This window comes from Microbulbifer harenosus, from assembly GCF_005771435.1.
Lineage (GTDB): Bacteria > Pseudomonadota > Gammaproteobacteria > Pseudomonadales > Cellvibrionaceae > Microbulbifer > Microbulbifer harenosus.
Genome location: NZ_VANI01000011.1, coordinates 153,989 through 178,888, shown reverse-complemented (window position 1 = coordinate 178,888; position 24,900 = coordinate 153,989). Strand labels below are relative to the sequence as shown.

The 24,900-nt window shown below is 57.3% G+C and carries 14 protein-coding genes; 7 read left to right on the top strand and 7 right to left on the bottom strand.

Annotated features, from left to right (window positions below):
- Positions 1-56: 56 nt before the first annotated feature.
- The gene (locus FDY93_RS11595; RefSeq protein WP_246068567.1) at positions 57-1,295 is read right to left on the bottom strand and encodes a pyridoxal-phosphate-dependent aminotransferase family protein; all 1,239 of its coding nucleotides are present in this window, start codon (positions 1,293-1,295) and stop codon (positions 57-59) included.
- A gap of 92 nt (positions 1,296-1,387) precedes the next feature.
- Positions 1,388-2,941, bottom strand: a complete 1,554-nt coding sequence (locus tag FDY93_RS11590; RefSeq protein ID WP_138235906.1) for a gamma-glutamyltransferase family protein — start codon at positions 2,939-2,941, stop codon at positions 1,388-1,390.
- Positions 2,942-2,964: 23 nt separating this feature from the next.
- On the opposite strand from FDY93_RS11590, the gene FDY93_RS11585 reads away from it, so the two are divergent.
- The 5 genes from FDY93_RS11585 to FDY93_RS11565 are packed head-to-tail and all read left to right on the top strand — an operon-like array spanning position 2,965 to position 6,203.
- Positions 2,965-3,309 (top strand): hypothetical protein, encoded by a 345-nt coding sequence (locus FDY93_RS11585; protein WP_138235905.1) that lies wholly within the window; start codon positions 2,965-2,967, stop codon positions 3,307-3,309.
- Complete coding sequence (gene puuE, locus FDY93_RS11580) at positions 3,306-4,229, top strand: allantoinase PuuE (protein WP_138235904.1); 924 nt, start codon at positions 3,306-3,308, stop codon at positions 4,227-4,229. The genes FDY93_RS11585 and puuE overlap by 4 nt, the downstream gene beginning before the upstream one ends.
- Positions 4,230-4,239: 10 nt before the next feature.
- Entirely contained in the window at positions 4,240-4,533 is a 294-nt protein-coding gene (locus tag FDY93_RS11575) for a DUF1330 domain-containing protein (RefSeq protein ID WP_138235903.1), read from the top strand.
- Between the two features lie 21 nt (positions 4,534-4,554).
- Entirely contained in the window at positions 4,555-4,788 is a 234-nt protein-coding gene (locus FDY93_RS11570) for a DUF4089 domain-containing protein (protein WP_138235902.1), read from the top strand.
- Entirely contained in the window at positions 4,785-6,203 is a 1,419-nt protein-coding gene (locus FDY93_RS11565; RefSeq protein ID WP_246068557.1) for an AtzE family amidohydrolase, read from the top strand. The genes FDY93_RS11570 and FDY93_RS11565 overlap by 4 nt, the downstream gene beginning before the upstream one ends.
- 61 nt (positions 6,204-6,264) lie before the next feature.
- Here the strand turns inward: FDY93_RS11565 and ushA are convergent, their stop codons facing one another.
- Both ushA and FDY93_RS11555 read right to left on the bottom strand, forming a co-directional pair.
- A complete protein-coding gene (gene ushA, locus FDY93_RS11560; protein ID WP_138235900.1) occupies positions 6,265-7,860 on the bottom strand; it encodes a bifunctional UDP-sugar hydrolase/5'-nucleotidase UshA in 1,596 nt (531 codons plus the stop codon).
- 131 nt (positions 7,861-7,991) lie between these two features.
- Positions 7,992-11,150 (bottom strand): TonB-dependent receptor, encoded by a 3,159-nt coding sequence (locus FDY93_RS11555; RefSeq protein ID WP_138235899.1) that lies wholly within the window; start codon positions 11,148-11,150, stop codon positions 7,992-7,994.
- A gap of 281 nt (positions 11,151-11,431) precedes the next feature.
- Here FDY93_RS11555 and FDY93_RS11550 point away from each other — a divergent pair, with 281 nt between their 5' ends.
- The gene (locus tag FDY93_RS11550) at positions 11,432-12,244 is read left to right on the top strand and encodes a S1/P1 nuclease (RefSeq protein ID WP_138235898.1); all 813 of its coding nucleotides are present in this window, start codon (positions 11,432-11,434) and stop codon (positions 12,242-12,244) included.
- A 99-nt stretch (positions 12,245-12,343) separates the two neighbouring features.
- Here FDY93_RS11550 and FDY93_RS11545 read toward each other — a convergent pair whose 3' ends face one another.
- Together FDY93_RS11545 and FDY93_RS11540 are read right to left on the bottom strand one after the other, a co-directional pair.
- On the bottom strand, positions 12,344-13,912 hold the full coding sequence (locus tag FDY93_RS11545; RefSeq protein WP_138235897.1) for a glycosyl hydrolase family 18 protein: 1,569 nt from the start codon (positions 13,910-13,912) through the stop codon (positions 12,344-12,346).
- A 97-nt stretch (positions 13,913-14,009) separates the two neighbouring features.
- Entirely contained in the window at positions 14,010-16,886 is a 2,877-nt protein-coding gene (locus tag FDY93_RS11540) for a glycosyl hydrolase family 18 protein (RefSeq protein ID WP_138235896.1), read from the bottom strand.
- A 736-nt stretch (positions 16,887-17,622) separates the two neighbouring features.
- On the opposite strand from FDY93_RS11540, the gene FDY93_RS11535 reads away from it, so the two are divergent.
- The gene (locus FDY93_RS11535) at positions 17,623-20,730 is read left to right on the top strand and encodes a Mur ligase family protein (protein ID WP_138235895.1); all 3,108 of its coding nucleotides are present in this window, start codon (positions 17,623-17,625) and stop codon (positions 20,728-20,730) included.
- Between the two features lie 110 nt (positions 20,731-20,840).
- Here FDY93_RS11535 and FDY93_RS19540 read toward each other — a convergent pair whose 3' ends face one another.
- Positions 20,841-24,611 (bottom strand): BapA/Bap/LapF family large adhesin, encoded by a 3,771-nt coding sequence (locus tag FDY93_RS19540; protein WP_220446174.1) that lies wholly within the window; start codon positions 24,609-24,611, stop codon positions 20,841-20,843.
- Positions 24,612-24,900 lie beyond the last annotated feature (289 nt).

The following is a 24,900-nucleotide window of genomic DNA, read 5'->3' as shown; positions in this document are numbered from 1 at the left end:
GTGGCCATCCCCCTGCAGACGAAATCTTTGCTTGCCGGGTCCACGGCAGGCAGGTTCTACGATTTGAAAATATCCAGGGCCGCGGCAACGGCATCGCCGGCATTGACCGTTACCCGGTTCAGGAGCAGCACCTGTTCCAGGCACGCCAGTGTCTGCAGCACCGCGTCAATGCGCGCATTGTAGCCCATGGTGCCGATGCGCCAGATGCGCCCGTGCAGCGGCCCGAAGGAGGTTCCGATTTCTATAGCAAACTCCTGCAGCAGTTGCGCGCGGACTTTTTCGCCATCCACACCCAGTGGAATATAGACGCCCGTCACGTTGTTCATGCGGTAATGCGAGTCGCCGAACAACCGCAGCCCCATGGCTTCAAGACCAGCAGCCATGGCGGCGCCGGCGCGCTGGTGTCGAGCGATGACGTTGTCGCCCCCCTCTTCCAGCCACAGGCGCGCGCACTCCCGCGCGGCGTACAGCATGCTGGTTGCCTCCGTGTGATGATTGAGCCGCTCCTCCCCCCAGTAATCCATGATCATCGCCAGGTCAAAATAGTTCGAGCCGATACGCGCACCGGCGGCATTGCGGTGGTGGCTGGCGCGTATCCCCGCCTCGACATGACGGCGGCGGTTGATTCTTTCCACCGCGTCTATATTGAGAGTGATGGGCGCAATGCCGGACGGGCCACCGAGACATTTCTGTAGGCCGGCAGACACCGCGGAAATACCCCACTCGTCGGTCAGGAACCGGTTGCCTCCGATGGACGCCGTGGCATCGCAATAACTGAGCAGCCCCTTCTCCCGGCATAGTTGGCCAATTTCCGCAAGTGGCTGGCACATGGTTGTGGACGTGTCTCCCTGTACCAGCGCAACTAGCTGAGGTTTGAAACGATCAATGGCCGCTGCCACCTGCCCGGGCTCGGCGACACGCCCCCACTCGACATCGATGCAATGCACCTCGGCGCCGACGCGCTCGGCAATTTCCTTCAGCAGTAGGCCGAAACGGCCAATTACCGGTACCAGCACACGCTCGCCAGGTTTCAGCAAAGACACCAGCGCCGCCTCTATGCCACCGCGGGCGGTGCTGTCCACCATAAACGTCCAGTGGTTTCGGGTGCGGAATACATCGCGGTAGAGAGCCATGGTGTCGTTCATGCACGCGGTCATGGACGGATCGAACTGGCCCACCAATTGCTGTGACATGGCCTGCAGTACGCGCGGATGACAGCTAATGGGCCCGGGGCCCATCAGCAGCCGGGGCGGAGGCACGAAGCCGTTCATATTCTGCTTGCCGGGATTCCACATCACTGAGTACTCATGCCATGGCTGCGCGGTAAATTATTCCCGCTGAGAAAATGGAAAATATTTTTTTCGACATCAATCTAACCGTCTTTTCTCTAACCCAGGGTTTCACAGAGTGCCAGGCCATCGCTGCGCGGATCTGTGGCACATTCGACGCGACCGCTGGCATCAATGTAAATACCGCCGGCGTGCCCCATCATTTCATTGCAATTCGACACCGGCCGTATCTCGTGCCCCAATGCCGCAAGCTGCGGCCCGATCCGCTGGTAGAGCGCCTGTTCCATTTTCAGATCCACAGACGCCTCGCCCCAGGTCCGCCCTAACAACCAGCGGCTCTCGGCTATGGCGTCCGCCAGCGGCAGCCCCTGATAAAAACGGCGGGTAAAAACGGCTGCCTGGGTCTGCGGTTGCCCCTCGCCCCCCATGGTGCCGTAGACCGCGCGACCGCCATCGGCGAAATTTGCCATCGCCGGGTTCAGTGTGTGGAATGGTTTTTTCCCCGGCGCTAGACAATTGCGGGAAGAAGGATCGCGGGAAAAGCCCAGGCCGCGGTTGTTCCATACCAGCCCCAGTTCCGGCAGCACCAGCCCGGAGCCAAACTCCCAGTAGATACTCTGGATAAAACTTACCAGTGTGCCGTCGCCGTCCAGCGCTCCCATCCATACGGTATCGCCGGGCTCCGCCACTTTGCCCCAGGGTTGCGCCCTGTCCCCCCGGATCTCCGCGGCCAACCCGCGGATATACCCGGGCTGCAACAGCTGATCCCACTGTTCGCTCAGGCAGGCCGGATCAGCCACTTCGCGATCGCGCACCCGGAAGGCCTGTTTGGTGGCCTCAATCAGGTGGTGTACCCGCTGCAGTTCACTCCAGGATGCCTTATACAGCTGGTCGTAAATCGCGAGAGTCAGCAGCGATGCAATACCCTGAGTGGGCGCCCCGAGATTGAACAACTGCGCGCGCGAGATCTGTACACTGAGGGGTGATTGCAGGCGGGCGCGGTAATCGTAGAAGTCTGTTGCCCGCAATAAACTGCCGGCACACTCAAGCGCCGCGCCGATATCCTCTGCCAGCGTGCCGCGGTAAAAGCCGTCCAGCCCCTCCGCCGCGAGCCGTTCGAAAAGTTGTCCCAGGCGCGGATTGCACAGCCGCGCGCCCACAGACGGAAGTTTTCCATCGGGGTAATAAAGTTGTCGTATATCCCCGCAGCCCTCACCCTCACATATTCGCAGTGCAGTAGCCAGGCTGTCGGTCACCTCGATGCCGTTCTCACAGCCCCGGCGCGCCTCGGCAAAAAGGGTTTCCAACGGCTCAAGCTGGGTAAATTGCCCGATATAAGTCCGCGCCACTTCCCAACCGGCTACGGTGCCCGCAGAGGTAAACGCGGCGCCGGCGCCGCGGTACGGCGGGGTCCACTGAGGATCGACGGCCGCGGCCGCACAACCGGCGGCATCGATGGCTACGGGCGCTTCGCCCTTGCGCTGGATCAACCAGAAACCATCGCCGCCAAGACTGTTCATGTGCGGGTAGTGCACCGCGACGGCGGCCGCGGCGGCCACCATCGCATCCACCGCCGAGCCACCGCGCCGCAGAATTTCCATTCCCGCTTCGGTCGCTTTGAAGTGCGGGGCAGTGAAGGCAATTTCTGTCATGAATAATTCCCAACGATTTCCATTTGGCTGCCTTTCTGTATACGCTGCGCGAGTTTGTGCTTTGTTGCAGGCTGCAACATTTGCGCCAAATCCTGTCCAAACGGTTAACTTTTCTGTTGCTGAGGATCGACGTTGCAACGCCGCTGATCACGCACCACGGCGCCGCTTCGAATGGCCGCCCCCACGCACAGGAACAAGACGCTGTAGCAGGCGATGCACAACAATGCCACATCCGCCGCTCCGGCACCACGAAGCCGCCCGGTCGCTCTTCTACAATACGAGTGAGCCTGCGTAAAAAAATTATCCACTTGGTCAGCTTTTTGCATTCGGTCTATCAGCGTAAACGTGGATTTGGAGCCACCTCATGAACAGCCCCTACCCGCGCGATTTGATCGGCTATGGCATCGAGCCCCCATTGGTGCGCTGGCCGGGTAGCGCCCGTATTGCGGTGCAGTTTGTCGTCAACTACGAAGAGGGGGCGGAGAACTGCGTACTGCACGGTGACACACACTCCGAAACCTTTCTCTCGGAAATCATAGGTGCCCGCGCCTATCCCATGCGCCACATGAGTATGGAATCCGTGTATGAGTACGGGAGCCGCGCCGGCTTCTGGCGCCTGTGGCGGCTGTTCCTTGATTTTGATTTTCCGGTCACGGTTTTTGGCGTCGCCATGGCACTGGCGCGCAACCCACAGGCGGTGGACGCCATGCTGAACGCGGGGTGGGAAATTGCCAGCCATGGTTACCGCTGGATCGACCACCAGTTTATGGGAGAGGAAACAGAGCGCGCGCAGATCGCCTTGGCGATTGAAACACACCAGCGGGTCACTGGCAGCCGTCCGCTGGGCTGGTACACCGGACGCGACAGCCCGAATACCCGCCGCCTGATTCAGGAACAGGGCGGCTTTCTGTACGACTCCGATTCTTACGCCGATGATCTGCCCTACTGGACGCCCGGGGCCCATGGTTCTCACCTGGTAATTCCCTACACCCTGGACTGCAATGACATGCGTTTCGCCACCGCACAGGGACTCCATACCGGTGAACAGTTCTTCACCTACCTGAAGGACGCTTTCGACACCCTTTACGAAGAGGGAGCCAGCCATCCCAGAATGCTGAATATAGGCCTGCACTGTCGCCTTGCCGGCCGCCCCGGGCGGCTGCAGGGGCTGAAGCGCTTCCTGCAATACATTGGGGAAAAGTCCGCAGTCTGGGTCTGCCGGCGCGAGGACGTCGCCCGACACTGGCACAAGCACCATCACCCGTCGCGCTGCGGCGAAGTACGTTAAGGAGACCGCTGTGAGCGCATTCGTTATCGTGGATATCAAAATCAGGAATCCGGACGAGTACCGTCGCTATATCGAGCTGATCACCCCATCGGTTGCGCATTACGGCGGCCGCTACCTGGTACGCGGCGGTAAACCGCAGACGCTGGACGGCGATTGGTCTTCCGAGCGCATTGTGATCATGCAGTATCCGAGCCGCGAAAGGGCCCAGGCCTGGCTCGCGGACCCCGCGCTTGCGGATATTCACAATATGCGGCGGAACAACAGCTATCAGTGCGATATGTTGCTGTGCGATGGCGTGGATTGATTCACCGCAAAGGACAAAATCATGCCGAATAAAAATGCTATTGATCCGCCGGCCTACCTGGAATTAATGCAGACAATCCTAGATATTCCCGTGCGCGAGGAGTGGAAAGCCGGTGTCTGCCTGCACCTGGCGAATGCAGCGCGTATGGCGGATATTATCGAGGCCGCCGACCTGGACCCGGACAGCCTGGTGCTGGCCGGCACGTTCACGCCGGATAGCGGTGGGGAGCGCACAACTACCGAGACCACATCGTGAGTGATCTACCGTTGTCCAGCGCAGGAGATATTGCCGCAGGGGTCAGCGCCGGCCACTTCAGTGCGCGCGAAGTGGTGAATATGTTCCTCGCGCGCATCGCCCGAATGAACCCTGCGTTGAACGCCTTTACCGCCGTGCTGGCGGAGCGGGCGACGGCGCGGGCAGCACACATCGACGCGCAACTGGCGCGGGGAAAAAAGCCGGGGAGGCTCGCCGGCGTCCCCTTCGCGGTAAAAAATCTGTTCGACATCTGCGGCCTCCCCACGCTCGCAGGCTCCGCCATCAATGCCGACCACGCGCCCGCACGGGACGATGCGCTATTGATCCGCCGCCTGGAAGCGGAGGGGGCAATACTGATCGGCGCCCTCGGCATGGGGGAATACGCCTACGACTTTACCGGCGAAAACGCGCACTACGGCAACTGCGCCAACCCCTGGGACACCGCGCGTATGAGCGGAGGCTCGTCCTCCGGATCCGGCAGCGCGCTGGGTGGCACGCTGGTGCCTTTGGCACTGGGGTCCGACACCAACGGATCGATCCGTGTGCCCGCCTCTTTCTGCGGAATTTTCGGCCTCAAACCCACATACGGCCGCCTGCCCCGCAGCGGCACCTATCCTTTCAGCGACAGTCTCGATCACCTGGGACCCATGGCGCGTACCAGCCGCGATCTGGCCCTCGCGTTCGACGTAATGCAAGGCTACAGCAACAGTGACCACGCCTGTGCCGACCGGCCGGCACTGGACTGTATCGGCGCACTGGAGCGAGGCCTGGAAAACCTGAGAATCAGACGCGCCGGCGGCTACTTTTCTCTGGAAAGCTATCCCCCGGCGGCGCGTGCGGTAGACAAAGTCTGCCGCGCGCTGAATTGCACATCGGAGGTGGAGATACCCGGCACCCAGGAGGGCCGCTGTGCGGCCTACCTGATTACCAATGTGGAGGGCAGCCGTCTGCATTTGCCGCGTCTGCGCACTCGCCCCCAGGACTTTGATCCGGATACCCGCGATCGTTTTATCGCCGGCGCCCTGCTGCCGGCCAGCTGGTATGCACGCGCACAACAGGTGCGGCACTGGTACGCCAGAAAAGCGGCGGAAGTATTCCGTGATGTGGATGTGATTGTCGCCGCGGCCACGCCCTGTGTGGCGCCCCGCATGGGTGAAAAAATCCTGACCATCCAGGGCGAAGCACAACCCCTGCGTGCGAACCTGGGTTACTTTACCCAGCCCATTTCCGCTGCCGGTCTGCCGAGTTGTGTGGTGCCAACGCTGGATGAAGAAAGCGGCCTGCCGATTGGTGTTCAGATCATCGCTGCGCCCTGGCGGGAAGACCTGTGCCTGCGAGTTGCCTTTGCACTGGAAACCCGCGGCTTTACCGCCCGGGAACCGGATGCATTGGGTAAAGAGCTGGCCGCCGTCTGACAGCATAGAGAAGCCCCGCGCTCGCGGGACCTCCGCTCAAAGCCATCGGCGGCAACATGCTTCAGAATTGTGCCGGCGATATACTCTCCCTTCCGGCCAGCAGTTGCTGCACCGTGGTAAAGTCCACAACCCCGCTGTTCACATAGGTTGGCTTATCCAATAGAGACGGATAACCATCACCGCCGGCGGCGAGGAAACTGTTTGTCGCCAGTCGGTATATCTTTGCCGGGTCCAGCGGCTGGTTTTCATCGCCGACAATAATGTCTCCATCGGTTGTAAACGACATACCGGAAAACTGTATGCCACGCTGGTTGCCACCCGACAGTCCGATCGCCTCGAAATACTGCTGTAGCTCTTCGCCATTTAAGTCCACATAACCGACGGTATTGGCAAAGGGCATGACCTGCATCAGCGATTTGACCGTGACATCGCCCTCATACAGGTTGTCTCGAATACCACCGCTGTTGGTAATGGCGATATCCGCGCGGGAAAACTGCCTGAATGCCTGGGTGATCAGGCTGCCCAGCGGGCTGACGTTGGAGGGACGGCGTTTGTCGCGGCGGTCAAAGGTTGCTTCCGCACGGGTAATGACCTGGCGCAAGGCTTCGCCGCCTTTGTCTTGAAAGTCCTGAAGAAAGGCCTGCAATTCCGCATCCGGAGGGATACTGGCCTGGACCATTTCCGCATGTTCATCTCGCCCGGTTTTCAGGTTGACGGGAATCAACTGGTAATCGACGAGCTGAACAGAGTCCTTTTCGATGACCAGGTCCGCGCGGCCGACATATTTTCCCCATTCGTGCGCCTGCATGATCCAGGTGCCGTTTTCGAAGTCGGGCTTGCAGGGCGCTCCCGGTTGATAATCCGCAAGCAACGCGCCCTCGCTATCGGTGCACACCGGCTGCTGTGAATGGCCGCCGACGATAAGGTCGATGCCATCGACGGCTTTGGCGAGGGCGACATCTGTACCGATGGATTGCATCTCGTGCCCCATATGAGTGAGCGCGATCACCACGTCCGCCTGGCGCTTCAGTTCTGGCAACAGCGTGGCCATCTCTTTTTCCGGTAAGACAAATTCAAGCCCCTCGACGTATTCCGGGTTGCCGATAAAACGGGTGGACTCGGTAATCAGTCCGACGACCGCGATACGTACACCACCTTTATTGAAAATCCGGTAGGGTTTGAACAGACGCTCGCCACTGCCGTCGTAAATATTCGCTGACAGAAAATCAAAACTGGACCACGTCTGCTGTTTCCTGATGACCTCGAGTGGATTATCAAACTCGTGGTTGCCCACCGCCATGGCGTCGTACCCCATGCGGCTCATGCCTCTGAAATCCGGTTCGGCATCCTGCATGTCGGACTCCGGCACACCGGTATTCACATCGCCACCGGACAACAGCAGGGTGTAGCCTCCATCCGCCTCCACTTCCGCGCGAATTCTGTCGATCAGGGTCTTGCGCGCGGCCATACCGTACTCGCCGTACTGGTTGGGCCAGAAGCGGCCGTGATTGTCGTTGGTGTGCAACAGGGTGAGGCGCACAGGCTCGTCGGATTGCGCTGCGGGCGTTTCAGGTGTGCAACCGGAAATCAGTAGCAGTGCCACCAGCAATGCTGTGTAAAAACCGATGCCTTGCGAATGTAGTTTCTGTTTGGCCATGGTTGCTCCGGAATGGTTGTGATTTTCTGATGCGGAATGTTAAGAAGCTGGAACCGTGCGGTCCCTGCAGGGATTCAAGCAAAAAAGCCGGCGCTGATGCGCCGGCTTTGAAGCAATGACGGATACCGTGATCAGAAGTTGTATTTCAGGCCCAGTTTCACACGCCAGGTGGATTGCTCGGCGCGGAACCGGCCATAGTTGTTGGCATTCAGGGAACCATCATCATTCGTGCCACCAAAGGGTGCATGGTAGACGTACTGACCATTCGCGTTTACGTCGTAGTCATACAGCAGCTTTTGCGGAAACTCGAGGTCGTAAACCTTACCCCAGTCATCGTTCAGCAGGTTAGCGAAATTGTCGATGGTGAAGTAAAGGATACCGCGGTGCTCCGGCAGGAACCCAGGCACTTCCTGAGTAATGGCCAGGTCCATGGTGGTTACCCAGGGTTGGGTGCCGGAGTACTTGTCGACATAACCACCGGCATAACCAGCCACACCTGCCGCCTCCGCAAATGCCATGATCTCCTCGTAGCTCAGACCGCTGGCGAAATCCACCGCGGGATCGTCCGCGCCAGTGGGGATATAGGGCAGGTAGACGTCAGACTGGTAGAACGCGCTCTGGTCGCCGAGATCGTCATCCCGATAAGAACCCAGCACCCAGGAGAATGGGCGCCCGGAGCGGCGCTCCCAGAACAGGTTAAAGTTGGTGGCGTAACCAGGCACAAATTCCGTGCGGTAGCCCAGGTTCAGCACAAAGCGATGTTCTACTTCGTAGTAGGCCGTACCCTCGAGCGGTTCGTTGCGGTTCTCCGTCACCTCGTACTGGTAGTTGGATGTGGCGGTGGAACTGGTGCCCGGGTTGACCTCGGTAATGTCCTGATTGGTATAGGACAGGTTGAAAGAGAGACCGTTGTCGAAGGCCTTATCCAGTGAGGTGGTCCAGATGATGCTCCGGCCACCATCGTCCACGTTGGTCAGTTCCAGATCGTAGTTGCCTTCAAGCTCAGTGCCGGTGTAGACATTGTCCCAGATAATGCGCCCGTCCACGGTTCTGTTGCCGCTGTCTACCCGCGACAGGTCGCGCCAGTACACGGAGTCCTGGCGGTCCGTGTAGGTCAGTTCCGTCGTCCAGTTGAAATCCTCGCCCACGCCGGGAATATCGAAGGCGTAGTCCGCGGCCAACTGATAGCGCCAGTCCGATGGCAGCTCAAAGTTGGGATCTATGTTGTTGGTGCTACCGGTACCGGCGGCCAAGGCGTCCATGGCCAACTGGGGCACACGCGTAAAATCCACCAAACCCGGATCCAGGCTGCTGAGAGTAACGGAGTCCAGCGTGGTGCCATCGTTGGTGTAGGCATTGGAAATCCACACCAACGGCGTACCGCCACTGTATCGACCCACCCCGCCGCGCAGGGTCAGATCGTCGCGCAGGTCCCAGGTGAAGCCGACACGCGGCAGCCAGATATCGCGGCCGTCCAGGTTCTCGGTATTCGCATAACCGTAGGTATCCAGGAAGTTCTGGTTCAGACCCGGGGTGCTGTCGACAGACTGGGTTTCATAGCGCAAACCGGCCACCAGTTCGAAACCGGCGAAGGGTTCCAGAGTAGCCTCGCCGTAGAGGGCGTAAGTGGTAGCGCTGACGTCGTAGGCTATGTCCTGAATATCATTGGTGTAGGCATTGCCATAGGTGAAGTCGCCGATAACCTGATTTTCAAAATCGTCGATGCTATCGAAGTACCAGGTACCGTCGGCATTGCGGCCGTAGAGGTTGTAGTTCCAGGTGTCTTCCATTTCCGCACCAAAACGGTACTGGACATCACCCGCCAGATAGGTGCCATGCACACCGAAGGTCCAGACCTCGTTGGCCAGTTCATTCGCCTGGTAACTGTCGTCCTGGCCGGCAACAATACTGCCGTCCTCGGTCTGGATATTGATTTCTCCCCAGTTGGAACTGTTCACGGAACTGCGCGCATAGTCCTTGTAGGAAAGATTCACCTCGGTACTGAAGGCATCGCTCCAATCGGAAAAAAGGTGTGCCGAGTAGAAGGTGTTGTCCTCCGCGGCTACGCGGAAGTTGGACGAGAGGCGGAGAGTTCCATTGTCATCGGTGTAGTTGCGACCGGCCTTGCCTTCCTGCTTGTTGTAAGTGAAGTCGGCGCGGTGGTCGTCGCTGATGTTCCAGTCAAGTTTTACCAGCAGTTTTTCGTCGCTATCGGGAGATGGCGCCGCGCCGATGCCGTCGCTCACGCCGTATACATCCTGCATAATCTGCAGAACCCGGTCCCGCTCTGCGGTAGTAACCTGGTGTCCGGCCAGCGAGTCCAGGTCGTAATTGAACACCAGTTCCTCTTCCCATTTTTCATAGGAAGTGAAAAAGAACAGTTTGTCCTGAAGGATGGGGCCGCTGAACGTGAGGCCCACAGTTTCCTCTTCGTTGTCGATATCGTACTCAGTTACCGAGCCGTCTTCTGACAATTTGTCGTCTTTCGCAGTTCCAGTCCAGGGCACGGATTCGAAGAATGCACTGCCATGGAACTCATTGGTACCGGACTTGGTTACGGCATTGATATTGCCACCGGAAAACTTGCCCTTGCGCGCATTGAAGGGCGCGTACTCAACGGAGAGCTGCTCCACGGAATCCAGGGCAATGGGTGGACGGGTGGTAGGATAACCACTGTAGTTGAGGCCGAAGGTATCGTTGATGCCCACGCTGTCGATGGTGATGGAGTTGTAGCGTGGATTGCTGCCGGCGATGCTCAGCTCGACGCCATCAGGGCTGACTGACGCCAGCGGATTGGCGCGAATCACCTCTTTGATGTCACGACTGAAAGTGGCGGTGTTCGCAATCTGATCTTCACCAAAGACACCACTGGAACCGCGGTTGGTGTAAGTCTGAACCTCGCCAACCACGACCACCTCTTCAACCGCATTCAATTCAGGGCCTGACGCACCCAGGTCAATGGGAAGAGTCAGCGGTGAGCCCAGGCTCAGGTAGATGTCATTCAGAACCTCTTCGCCCTCGTCCGACTCCACGCGGATAGTGTAGGGCCCACCCACACGCAGGCCATTCAGACTGAAGCGGCCGGATTCACTGGAGAGAATTTCACGACGGCTGTTGGACGGGGTATGAATGGCGATGACCTTGGCATTATCCACTGGCTGGCCATCCGCACCGGTCACGATACCGCGAATGGCGGTGCTGGTTTCCTGAGCAATGGCCATCGGCGCCACACCCATCGCCGACATCACGGCGACAGACAAAAGTCCATGTGGGAAAAGACTGCGTTTCATGAAGTTCTCCTCATTGTCAGATGGCCTTAACAACGACCGTCGTTGTAATTCGATGTTTGTCGTTATCCGTATCCGTCGTCACCGTTGGCGGCGGAAGTCGGTGTGGCGAGATTCTCGGCGAGAAATGTGACACCGACGTTAAAACTTCCAGAATGTTGACCAATAGGACAACATAAAAATGATCCAGCAACTTTCATGCCAAAAACCTGTCCGCTTGTTCAGCTTTTTATGACGGAATGCGAGTAATATAGGGAATCCAAAAATGACAAAGGGGGCGCAAAGTGAAGTCAGAAAAACGTTTCCTGGCCGGGATACTCCTCAACCTCTCTCTGCTTCTGAGCGCTGCGAATGCGCAGGCGTGGGGTGACAATGGCCACCAGATTGTGGGAGAAATTGCCTGGGGCTTTCTGCAACCGGAGGTGAAATCCCGGGTAACTGAACTGCTGCAGATTGCCGGGGAACCTGGGCTGGCCGAAGCCAGTACCTGGGCCGACCGTATTCGCCACGATGAGCAATACAAATGGACGGCACCACTGCACTACATCAACCTTCCACGCGACTGGCACGGCTACGTGGAAGCCAGAGACTGCCCGCCCGCGGGCTGTATTGTGAAAGCACTGGAGAAATATGAAGAAATTTTGCGCAGCCCGGATACCACAGAGAGCGAGCGCGCAGAGGCCTTGTTGTTTGTTGCCCATTTTGTGGGCGACCTGCACCAACCGATGCACACCGGACTGCGGGAGGACCGCGGTGGCAATGATATAGAAGTGCAGTTCTTCGGATTCCCCACCAATCTGCATGCGTTATGGGACGTCTATTTACCCGCCGGTTTTGCAGAAGACTGGAGGAAGTATGCCCAACGGCAACAATGGGAAATCACCGAGGCGCAGCGTTCAGCCTGGCAGCGCAGCCATAGCGAAGAGTGGGCGGCAGAGTCCCACGCGTTGGCACACAGTTATGCGTACACAGCGGAGAAATTTCTGGGGGAAGACTACTACCAGCGCAACCGGGCCTTTGTTGAACAGCGCCTGCGCCAGGGCGGCGTTAGACTGGCGGGCGTCATCAATCGAGCTCTTGGCGCCCGCGAACACTGACCGACGGGGTGCCCGTGGCATGAGAGCATACATCCATCCCCGCACCGGCATACTGGTGCGGGGATTTTTTTAACACATCGGCGTAATCACAACACTCGATTACGGCAGGTTGTGCACATGGCTGCCCACGGGGCCGGAGAAAATACCACCATCGTGCATGTCCCAATTGATAGACCAGGTCATCACACCATTGAAGGATGGATAGGCCTGGCTTGGTGTCAGAGTTGCGCAGTTCAGCTGTTGGGTCAGGCAGTCCAGTGCACGGTTGATATCCGCAGTGGTGGCAAAGCCACTACCTGCGGCGCTGGGTCCGGATGGCAACGCCAGACCAACTTGATCCGGTCGCAACCCTTCGAAGAAACCCGCACTACCGTAACCCAGCGGGAAGCCCTCAATCAGCATTAAAGCGGACGCCACCATCATGTCCACTGAGCCCGCCGCGTAGGCCGAGCCATTGTAAGGCGTGGCAAGACCGCCGTTGTTATAAAGCTGTACATGCAGTAAATCCAGATCGTCGCGCAGTTGATCGATCATCGGCAGGTAGGCACCCCAGATGCCGGTGTAGGACACGTAGCCACCCTGAACATAGGGGTGTTCTGGCGCCATGGACAGGTACATGCCGGGATAGAGCTGCTTCAACTGTTTGACCGCCTTCACCATGTTCTGGATCACCGGTGCACCGTGCATCACGCCCGCGCCGGATTCCAGATCGATGTCGATACCGTCGAAACCGTACTCGTCAATCATCGCGGCGGTGCTGCTGACAAAGTTAGCCACATTCTCATCGGTGTTCAGCGTCACAGTGCCCTTCTCACCACCGTAAGAGGCAATGACGATCTTGCCGGCAGCGCGCTTGGCCGCAATATCGGCAATGAACTGTTGCTTGTCGAGGCCCGGATCCAGATTAAATGCAATGTTGCCGTTACCTGCGTCGTCCACAAAAGCCACAACAATCACATCCCACACATCGGACACGTCGCTGATGCGGTACAGGCCAGAGCCATTGTCGAAGTTGTGCCAGTAACCGACCAGCGCGTGTTTTGGCAGCAGGCCGCTGTTGCCACCTGACGAGCTACCGCCAGAGGAAGAGGAACCGGAGGACGAGCTAGCCCCGCTACTGCTGGAAGATGAGCTGGAGGATGAGCCGGCGCAATCCCCAACCTGACTCCAGGCATCCTGCCAGTGCATTCCCACACCCGGCTCGTAGGCCCAGGCCGCGGAAGATGAACACCAGCCGGCAATATTGCACTGGAATTCGAGCCCCACGTTCTGCACCTGCTGACCGGCGGTGTAACTGGTACCAGCAACATACTGCAGCGAGGTACACAAGCCGCCGCCGGAACCACCGCTGGAACTGGAGGAGGAGGAGCTGGAGGAAGACGAACTGGAGGAACTCGATGACGAACTGGAAGAACTGGACGAGGAGCTGGACGAGCTACCGTCACAGGCACCATCGTATTTCCAGTGCGCCCAGGTTCCGGAGTTGGTCACGGGGTTATTGTTCTGGGTCCAGTAATTGGCGGTGTAGCCGTTGCCCAGATGCTGAACGGCATTCCCGCCCACATAGATCGCACTGCTCTCCCAGTTCGGGCGCGCGCTGCAGTCCACCGCAGCGGCCTCTGCGGCAAGCAGCCCGAGGGCGACAATACTCAGCAGACTTCTTTTCATGATGTGTTCCTTTTATTTGAGTTATTCGCTGAAAGAAAAACAGAGGGCGCGAATGCGCCCCCTGTGTACTGCAATACCACACGTTTACATAAAGGGCTCAATGGCAACTTGCAGGTCCGATTTCCACCCACACGCTGTTTACTCCGGGCTCATCGCCCTGGGTCCACCACTGGGCGCGGTAGCGCAGGTTGTTGTGATTGACCTCTGCCCCGCCGCTGTAGGCGGTGCTGGCGTTCCAGGGCACCTCCACCTCACTGATCAGGTTCCAGTCTGCGGACGTAAAGCCCGGCTCCTGTTGCGTCCAGTATTTCGCTTCCCAGACCAGGCTTTCATAACTCACCTGATCGCCACCGAGATAAGTACCGCCGGACTGCCATGCCGGCACGCTCGCCGCATTGGGGTCGCTGAGTTCACAGCCATCGCCGATAACGGTGTTGGTTACCCGCACGATCACGTCGGCGCTGGCACTATCAATGGAGTCACTGACGGTTACGCTCAGGGTGAAATCCGTGTCTTGCTCGACCTGCGGTGCGGTGATGGTGATGCTCGATCCACTGCCTGTAGCCATACCGGACCAGGTGTAGGTCAACGCATCGCCGTCACCGTCGGTTCCGGTTGCGGTGACAGAAACCGTTGCACCTTCCGCTACCGTCACCAGGGCGGGCACGGATACTTCCGGCGGTGTGTTGGCCTCCGGTGGCAGTAGGAAGATGCTGACCTGATCCGGGGTTTCATCGCTCAGGCTGCCGTCGCTGACGGTCAGTGCGAACGCCAGTTCCGCACTGGCGGCAACCTCCGTGGCAGAGAACGTGGGATTTGCTGCGGTCGCGTCACTGAGGGTTACTGCGGCACCGGAGATCTGAGTCCAGTTGTAGGTCAGGGCATCGCCATCAGGATCACTGGAGCCGCTGCCGTTCAGGGTTACCGTCGCCGGTGTAACCACGATCTGATCGTCGCCCGCATGCGCACTGGGCGCGCGATTGGGTTGATCCGCCAGCACGGTCACGGTGATCTGATCGGTGTTGCTGGCATCGCTGGTATCGGTAACGGTCAGCGCGAAAACCAGTTCCGCATCGGCCGTTACGCTCGGTGCGGTAAAGCTGGCGGCGGCGCTTTGCGCGTTTTGCAGATCTACCGGTTCGCCGGACACCTGCTCCCAGTGGTAAGTCAGCGGGTCGTTATCCAGATCGCTGGAAGTGCCGCCGTCCAGAGTCACCACGGCACCGCTGTTCACACTCTGGTCACCGCCGGCGCGCGCGGTCGGGGTGCGATTTTGCGGGCCGTCTCCATGGCCCAAGCTCTCGTGCATGGCATTCAGGATGTCACCGTTGTCCGCGTCAATCTCCCAGGAGAACAGACCGGCGAGGCCTTTTGACTGCACATAGGCGCCCTTGGCCAGTACGGAGCGACGGTTGTCGTAAGTGATCAGGTCGCCGGTTCCCGGCTTGAACATGTACGGCGCTTCGGCGGTCGCATCGTAATACTCTTCCCACTCACCGGTGGCGAGGCGCGCAACGATATCGCGATAGTCCACCACACCCGCCTCCCAGGTGCCGGCAACCGCTCCAGTGGCCGTGCCGGTCATGTGGTCGCTGCCGGTCCAACCGTTAACACCGGTCCAGCCGCGGCCATACATGGCCGCGCCCACGACCAGCTTGCCCGGATCAACACCCTTGGCGAGCATGCCCTGGATACCATTGTGGGTGGTGTAGTCGGTATCGGGCCTCCAGGCCGGCGCATACAGCGCGGTCTGATGGCCGAGCGTATCCAGGCTGAATGCACCGTAGAAGTCGTAGGTCATCACGAAGAAGTAATCCATGTACTGCTGTACATCGAGATAATCCACATCTTCGATCTTGTCGGAGCCGGCACCGATGGCGGAGGTCAGCTGGTATTCACGGCCGGTCTCCAGCTCCAGTTCGTCGAGCATCGTACGCAGGTCGCGCATCAGCAGGCGATAGGTTTCGCCGTCGGTGGACGCATCACCGAGATTCGGATTGGCGCCCTGGCCGCCTGGATATTCCCAGTCGATATCCACACCATCGAAGAATTTCCAGGTACGGATAAATTCCTCCACCGAGTCCACAAACGTCTTGCGTTTGGCCGGATCGCCGAAGAAAAAGAACGGATCGGACAGGGTCCAGCCCCCAATGGACGGCAATATTTTCAGGTCCGGATAGGCCTGCTTCAGCGCCATCAACTGGCCAAAGTTGCCCTTGTAGGGATCGGAATAGGTCTGCCCATTCTGGGATTTCTGTACTGCGGCAAACGGATCGTGCAGCGATACTTTGAAATCTTCGCGGCCGCTGCAGGAGCGCTGCAACGCCGCGAAACTGCCTTCAATTTCCTTCAGACTGTCATTGATACCGTCACCGCCACAGATCGGTACGAAACCGTAAATGATATGGGTCAGGTTGTAGGCGGGAATCATGTCCACGGAGAACTTGCGCCCGTACACACCCCACTCCACAAAATAGGTGCCCACCACGGAACCACTGGTGTTGGTATAGGGCTGGTTGTTTTCACCCGCAGTGAGCACTATCGGGTCCAGATGGCTGCCGTCTGTGTCCGCCACCACAATGTCGACCGCGGCGGAAGTGGCGCAACCGTCGTCGTTACAGAGGGCGACCTGAAGTTCATACTGCCCGCCCTCCGCAACCTGCAGGGTCGCGCTGCCGGTCTGGGTTCCGTCGCCACTGATACTCTGTTCCTGCACCACCTGTCCGTTCAGAAGGTATTGCGCTTTGGTCGCTGCATCGCCGGACCATTTGGACCAGGACACCGGCACTTCGGCATAGTCGTGGATGGTAACCAGCTGCTCGTAAGCGGTGGCCGCGTCGTCCACCTCGATGATGGCGAAGCTGGTTTCCATCCAGTCGATAGTGGGGGCGCCCGGTGCGGCGATGACGGAAGAACTGGCTAGGCCGAGCGCTAACAGTGCGCGGCGCCAGTGGCTTGGTGTGAGCCCTTTCATTGATGTTCACCTTGTCGTTATCTTTGTATTGATCAGGATCTATATCAATGAGAGCAACGAAGTGTTGTTCCGTCATACCTCAACGGGCTTCGCTGCCCCCGATTGAACGGCATAACTACCTCCATGCCGGTACTTCTTGTCTGTTCTGAGAACAGGTACCTCTGGTGCCCGCTGTGACCCGGGCACAATGACATCGCTGTCATTTTTATCAAGAAAATGACAGCGATGTCATCAAGTTTTCACAATACTCCGGTACAGGTCGTGTTGACCAGCCTTCTAAGGCAGTCCTGAGAGGTAAGTCACACCCGGAAGCCGGCTTGTGGCGCGGTAGTTCTCGCGAAATCGGACCCAGATCGTGCCTGGGCATCGATCCCCTATATAGCAGCCATAAGATGACGCCAAAAGAAAAGCGGCCGATAAATATCGACCGCTCACCCCATTTACCCAATCAAGCTGACTGAAACTTCCCGCTTTTTCACTCGCTGAAATCAATCTCAGACCAGTGGTTACCCGCTGTGGGTCTATTTACGGTCATGTTCAGTCTCCGTTACGGACCGCTTCTTCTTGGCACTCCACCTCGTCTCGCGATGGGGGAGTCTTCCCGGGACAATACAAGTATAGTTTCGCGCCACTCCCGTCCAAATACAGAGCAGGAACTATAATAGACGCGATGTGCGAAGTTGCGCCTGTAGCCGCGTACCAGTGAATAAAAATGTAAATAAAAGGCAGGGAAGCCATGTCATTAACAGAACTACTCACCCGCATTCGTCCCTCCGTAGAGCAGGAACTTTCCAGACTGCGCCCACCCTATACCCTGTATTTTTCCCTTTGTGACAGCCAACGTCGGGCAAGCGTCGTCCACGTACAAGGGCAAAGCTTTCTCCAGGCCTGGGAGGAAGGCCAGGCCTGCGCGTTGGAACTGGCGGAAACCGAGAAGCTTGATGTTTGCTGGCTGCGGGTTGACTGGGTTTTCACTAGCCGGGAATCCACCTGGAGGCAACTAAAAGATGTACTGGAGATAACCAAGCGCAATTATTTCCGCCGCGGTATCGCACTTGATCCAGACTTCAAATTCAGCTTTCTCGAACCAGAGTTGAATGCCAATGCGATGCTCTATGGTGGCAACCAGATCACTCATGCCATCATCAATGAAAAGAATTTCATCATTTACGCAAAGAAGCGTTATGGATCGGAAATAAAGCTGGATTTTTCTCCTGAGAGAGCGGTGTACCTGCTGTTTACCAGAGGAATCTTTTGCAGCAACACAGAAGGACCTTTACCACTCAACGGACCAAATCGCGATGCGGGGCGCAGAATCATCCAGGAACTCGATGAAGACTGTGTATACCGGCTAATCAGAGACAGCAGCACATACCTCGCCAGCCAAGTGAAAAAGAACGGTCAATTCCGCTATGGCTGGCACCCCTGTTTCGACCGACCGATTGCGGCCTATAACAACCTCCGTCACGCCAGCAGTATCTACTCGATGCTGGAAGCCTGGGAAGTCACCGGCGACGAAGGTCTCAAGTCAGCCATTCTTCAGGCGCTGGAATATCTAACTAGCCGATTGATCAAAACCGCACGACTTCCCAACGGCTCCACCGCCGCATTTTTAGTCGAGAGCAGCAGAGAGATAAAGCTGGGAGGTAATGGCGTTTGCCTTCTCGCACTCGTAAAGTACACCACATTGACCGGCGATGACGCATTTCTCACCCTGATGGAACAACTGGCGCTGGGAATCTGCCACATGCAGGACCCTCAGAGCGGAAAATTTGTTCACGTGCTGGAATACCCTTCACTTGCGGTCAAGGAAAAGTTTCGCATTATCTACTACGACGGTGAGGCCGCCTTTGGGTTAATGAGGCTCTACGGACTGACAAGAGACGACCGCTGGCTCACCGCTGTGGAAAAGGCGTTTGAGCACTTTATCAAAGCCAAGCACTGGCGAGCACATGATCACTGGCTGAGCTACTGCGTCAATGAGCTGACACTCTATCGGCCGGAGGAAAAATATTTCCAGTTCGGCATAGATAATTTCTCCGAGTATCTGGATTTTGTGCTGGAGCGCATCACCACATTCCCAACACTTCTGGAATTGATGATGGCCGCCGAGCGCATGCTGACCCGAATGCAGCAGAAGAATACGTTCAGCCATCTACTCGCCCGCGTTGACCTGGAAAAATTTCATGCGGCCCTTGAGTATCGAGCCCACTATCTGCTAAACGGCCACTTCTGGCCGGAATACGCCATGTACTTCGAAAAACCAGGAAAGATTCTTGGTAGTTTCTTTATCAGACACCACGCTTTCCGCGTCCGAATTGATGATGTGGAGCATTACCTTTCTGGGTTCGTCGCCTATCGAAATTATCTCCAGAACAAGTGCACACAAAACGCCACACGCGCTATATCCACAGCAAGTCAAACTGGATTCGCAACAGTATCGGACAACTGGAATACGGAAAATCTCGTAAGCGCAACCTCGGGCAGCTGGATAACACCGCCCCAATCGCCCACCTGGCGAGCCACTGGTCTTTGTATATTCCCCCCAGGCATGCGCCCCGGGAATATCGTGGTAGTGAGGCCGAAAAATGGAGACAGATTCATTCCCCCACATCGCCTGAATACACTTTCGTATAAACCGCAGGCAGTCATTACCGATGACCCGGAATTTTCTCTCCCAGACTCGACGCCAATACTGCGGGTTCCCGACCTGAGAAATGCCATTCTGAATATGGGCCGCTACGCAAGAAGCCAGATCCAAGGGAAGATAATAGGTATTACCGGCAGCTCCGGTAAAACCACCACGGTCGCGCTGCTTCATCACCTGCTACGTGCCTGGGGAACCATCGGAAAAACCGAGCACAATGCCAATCTTCCCCTAGGCATATCCTGGAACCTGGCCTCCATCCCATGGAATGCACCATTTACTGTACTGGAAATGGCGGTAGGCAACATGCAACTGAACTCTGCCATCGCCAGGCCCGACGTGGCAATGATCACCAACATCCACCCCGCCCACCTTGAGTACCACAACAATACGGAAGAAATAGCCAGAAAAAAAAGCCGTATTTTCTCGGGAATGAAACCCGGCGGTATTGCCGTTATCAACAGGGATATTCCAGAGTGGCCAATCATCGAAGCCGAAGCGCGTAAACACCAGCTAAGGGTGGCCACCTTTGGCGAGCACCCTCATAGCCACTTTCGGCTAAAGGACTACACAGCAGATACAGGGAGAACCGTCATAAGTGCGAACGGTAGAGACATTGAGTTCACTCCCGGGGCCCGCGGGCGGCATATGGCCATTAACAGCCTCGCATGCCTTACCGCCATCCATACGCTTGGGCTGAATATTGAAGTAGCACTGCCATTACTGCCCCTGTTCAAACCTTTGCCCGGGCGCGGTGATTTTTCTCGGGTACAAATACAAGGGAAACAGGTCCATCTCATTGACGAGGCCTACAATGCCAACCCCGCATCCATGAAGGCCGCATTACGCCTCGCCGGGGAAACAAAATTATCGCGCCATACCGCAAAAAAAATACTGGTTCTCGGAGATATGCGCGAATTGGGTAAGCAGTCAAAACAATTTCACCATGATTTAGTCCCCCACATCACAGAAACAGGTGCAGATCGGGTGCTCTTGCTGGGCCAGGAAATCGGGAGCATCAATGAAACCCTAATAGAACAAGGAATAAATAGCGCTGCCTATCAGGATTCATCACAGCTCAAACATGAAATCCTAAATTCCATTGACGACGAAGACCTCCTTTTCTTTAAAGGCTCCCATGGCAGCGGCCTGCACTTGCTGGTCAAAGAACTGCTGGAACCAGAGCCAGCGAACTGAACTGAACTGAACTGAACTGAACTGAACTGACATCGTGAAACTGAACTAGCAAAAAACAACGAAGCAAAAAAAAGCCGGGCCATTAGGCCCGGCTTTTTAATGTGCGGCAATCAGACGACGCTGATGCCGGTTTGCACCCAAAGTTCCTGCGTTGGATCGTCCTCAGACACGTAGATGTCATAGTCGATACCGTGCGCAGAACCTGCTTGCGATGCGGTCCAGTTACCCAGCGTATCCACTGTATCCTCACTATTGCCGGTAATGTAGAGCGGAACTTGCTCTCCACCGGAAATAGCAAGCAGATCTTCAAGACCAACCGAAAGCGTTACGGCATTATCCTGATCAAGATCCACAGCCTGGATACCACTGAAGTCGCCACCATAGTCTCCCAGAGCAACAACACCTTCACCGCCTTGCCAGTAGAGCGTCTCCAGACCGGATTCGCTGCTTTGTAGCGCAAAATCGTCGTCGGTTGATGCCTCAGTATCATCGACGAGCGCCATAGACATGGAATCCGACGAGAGCGGTTCTATCAGACTTGCAATGCCCACACCTTCCGGATCGACCGTTACCGTAAGCTGCCCTGTCGCGGTTTCCCCAGTCGGGAGCAACAGACGATAGACAAACACTTCGTCATACGGCTCAGTAAAGTACGCAGCAGACGTACTTGGCGTATAGACATAGTTGCCATCGGCGGTAACGGACAAGGTTCCATAGGTACCTGTAACCTCTACAACATCCGTACCGGTCACATCCACAAAGTTGCCGACGCCATCTTCGGACACTTGCAGTATGGTAAATGGAGACCCAAGCTCGTCGTTTGTGAGCAGGTTGCCTTCAGAGGAAGTTGTATCAGTGACCACATACTCATCGAGGTAGGTAACATCAACGTTTGTTATGACATCAGCCGAGACGTTAACAAGCGTACCACTTAACGTCGCCCGAACCTGATAAGTACCTGCGGTGAAGGCGACATTTGACAAGTCAATTGAAGCCACCACCCCGAGACCGCCAACGATAATGTTGAAACTATCACTGGCTACTACTTCCCAGTTTCCAGGGCTGACCTCCCTTTCCAGGAAGACCTCACCATTTGATAGCGCCGCGAGCAGGACGGATACATCAATGCTACCGGCAACCAACATGTCATCCGTGATTTCGAAGCTATCACTGGTGTAGGTGCTTGTTTGCCCCAGACCACCACTGAGCAGCAACGAGCCAGTCTCGTCGAAGTACTCGTCATCGGTAACATTCTGCCACTCGATACTTGCGGAGGAAGAATCATCGACAACTGAGAATTGTACCGTAGCCGGATCACGCCACTCGACCTCGTCCCAGGTCAGCTCCACACTTTCACTATCGATCCTGACATAAAGAGTCGCCGTAGCGGTAGTGTCACTGTCCGGGTCATACAGCGTGTACTCGAACTGATCCACCTGACCGATACCATCCGCACTCTCATTTGGTGTGTAGACGTAGTCGCCGTCTGGATCAATACTGAGCGTTCCATAAAGTCCAACAATGTTGGTCGCATCGCCCGTCACATTGGTTCCGTTGACACTCTGGACTACCGTATTCGGGGTGACGACATCCACTTCACCGTCGGGGTTTACATCGGTAATCACATTTCCGGCTGCCACCTCGGTTTCATAACCTGCGATTTCCGTGTAGTTGTAATCCGTTCCCGCGACTGACAGGGAACTCAATACCGAGACTCCAACCCCTTCATACGTCAGGAAGGCGCGGTACAGCCCAGCATCCAGCTCTTGTTCAACACCGAACGAATCGTCATCCAGAACACCGATCGACAGAACTGTCGCCCCAGGTGAGGAACCATCAATCGTGGTCCATTCATTTGCTTGTTCGTCCCACTTCTGAACAACGACCTGGTAATCGCCCAGCAGACTGACATCAAGTAATGCATCGAATGTGAACGTCAGATCCTGCTCGTGCCCCGGGACCACTTCAAAGCTGAGCGAATTTGTTCCCAGCACGGTAGCCTGCAGATCCAGGCTTGCAAGGGAAACACCAGCTCCGAGTAGATACTCAACACTGCCGTGGTCGACACTCGTCGAAGTCGGAATGAGATTGACTATCGCCGTGGCTAAGTCATCGAATGCATCGACATCTGCGTCCGCATCCGCGTCGGCGTCGGCATCCGCATCGGCATCGGCATCGGCATCCGCGTCCGCATCGGCATCGGCATCCGCGTCCGCATCGGCATCGGCATCCGCGTCAGCATCGGCGTCGGCATCCGCATCCGCATCCGCATCCGCATCCGCATCCGCATCCGCATCCGCGTCAGCATCCGCGTCAGCATCTGCGTCGGCATCTGCATCTGCGTCCGCATCGGCGTCCGCATCGGCATCGGCATCGGCATCGGCATCGGCATCAGCATCGGCGTCAGCATCCGCGTCGGCATCGGCATCTGCGTCGGCGTCCGCATCCGCATCGGCATCCGCGTCCGCATCGGCATCGGCATCGGCATCGGCATCTGCGTCGGCGTCCGCATCGGCGTCGGCATCGGCGTCGGCATCGGCGTCGGCATCGGCGTCGGCATCGGCATCGGCATCGGCGTCAGCATCCGCGTCGGCATCGGCATCTGCGTCGGCGTCCGCATCTGCGTCGGCGTCGGCATCGGCATCGGCATCGGCATCGGCATCGGCATCCGCGTCGGCATCGGCATCTGCGTCGGCGTCCGCATCCGCATCGGCGTCGGCGTCGGCATCCGCATCGGCATCCGCATCGGCATCTGCGTCGGCGTCCGCATCGGCATCTGCGTCGGCGTCCGCATCGGCATCGGCATCTGCGTCGGCGTCCGCATCGGCGTCGGCATCCGCATCCGCATCCGCATCCGCATCCGCATCCGCGTCAGCATCGGCATCGGCATCGGCATCTGCGTCGGCGTCCGCATCCGCATCGGCGTCGGCATCCGCGTCCGCATCGGCGTCGGCATCCGCATCGGCATCGGCATCCGCATCGGCATCGGCATCGGCATCCGCGTCGGCGTCCGCATCGGCATCGGCATCCGCATCGGCATCCGCGTCGGCATCCGCGTCGGCATCGGCATCTGCGTCCGCATCGGCGTCGGCGTCGGCGTCCGCATCGGCATCCGCGTCGGCGTCGGCATCGGCATCCGCGTCTGCATCCGCGTCTGCATCCGCATCGGCATCCGCGTCTGCATCCGCATCCGCATCCGCATCCGCGTCAGCATCGGCATCGGCGTCTGCATCGGCATCCGCGTCCGCATCCGCGTCGGCATCCGCGTCCGCATCGGCGTCCGCATCGGCATCGGCATCGGCATCGGCATCGGCGTCAGTATCCGCGTCCGCGTCAGCGTCGGAATCTGCATCCGCATCACCGTCTACGGGAGGCGGCGCTGGAGGTGGATCAATAGGTTCAGGTGGAGGTATGTAAGGTTCAAAAGGTGGTGCACTGGATGAGTCGTCGTCGACAGCTTCCTTAATTCCGTAAATTCCGAGGGCCGATAATCCTCCCCAAAGCCAGAATGGGATTAAGGGATCATCGTCTTCCTCTTCTTCCTGAGTGAGGGTATTGGCAATGTCTGCGCCACTGGCCTGGGCCAGTGAGAAGACAGTTCCGTCTGCGGAGTAACTCGCAAGTTGTAGCTCTCCGGTCTGGGGATCTTCTAGAAACAAGTCGCTTCTTAACCCAGCGTCACTTGTCGAAAAGAAGTTTGCGATGGTTATTTCTTCACCAGACTCAAGGTAAATGACCAGATCATCTCCGGAGCGAAAGAAGACTTCTATCTCTTCCTTTGAGAGTGGCAACTTAATCAGCCCGGGCGAATTCAATACAATGTTGTTTGCGTCTATAGAAACAAATTCACCACTGGCCTTTTCAATGTAATGGGCTTGCATCCTGCTCACCGATCTCACACCTCACTATTTGAATGTTTCTTACTTCACCTGAAATAGGTACGACTTTAGAAAAGCCCACGCCAACGCAATGCATTTCCAGTACATTTTCAGTTGAACCGTCCGGCAGTCCGTCAACCGAAGCCTCGGCTGGCACATCAACCACCTTAAAAACCCGTTCCAATGAAAAACATGACAGAAATAGACTTAACGATGCCTTTCTTGGGAGAAAATCACATCTAGGTTAGTAAGTATTTTTTTATGAGGGATGTATTTATGTGGTGAATGACGC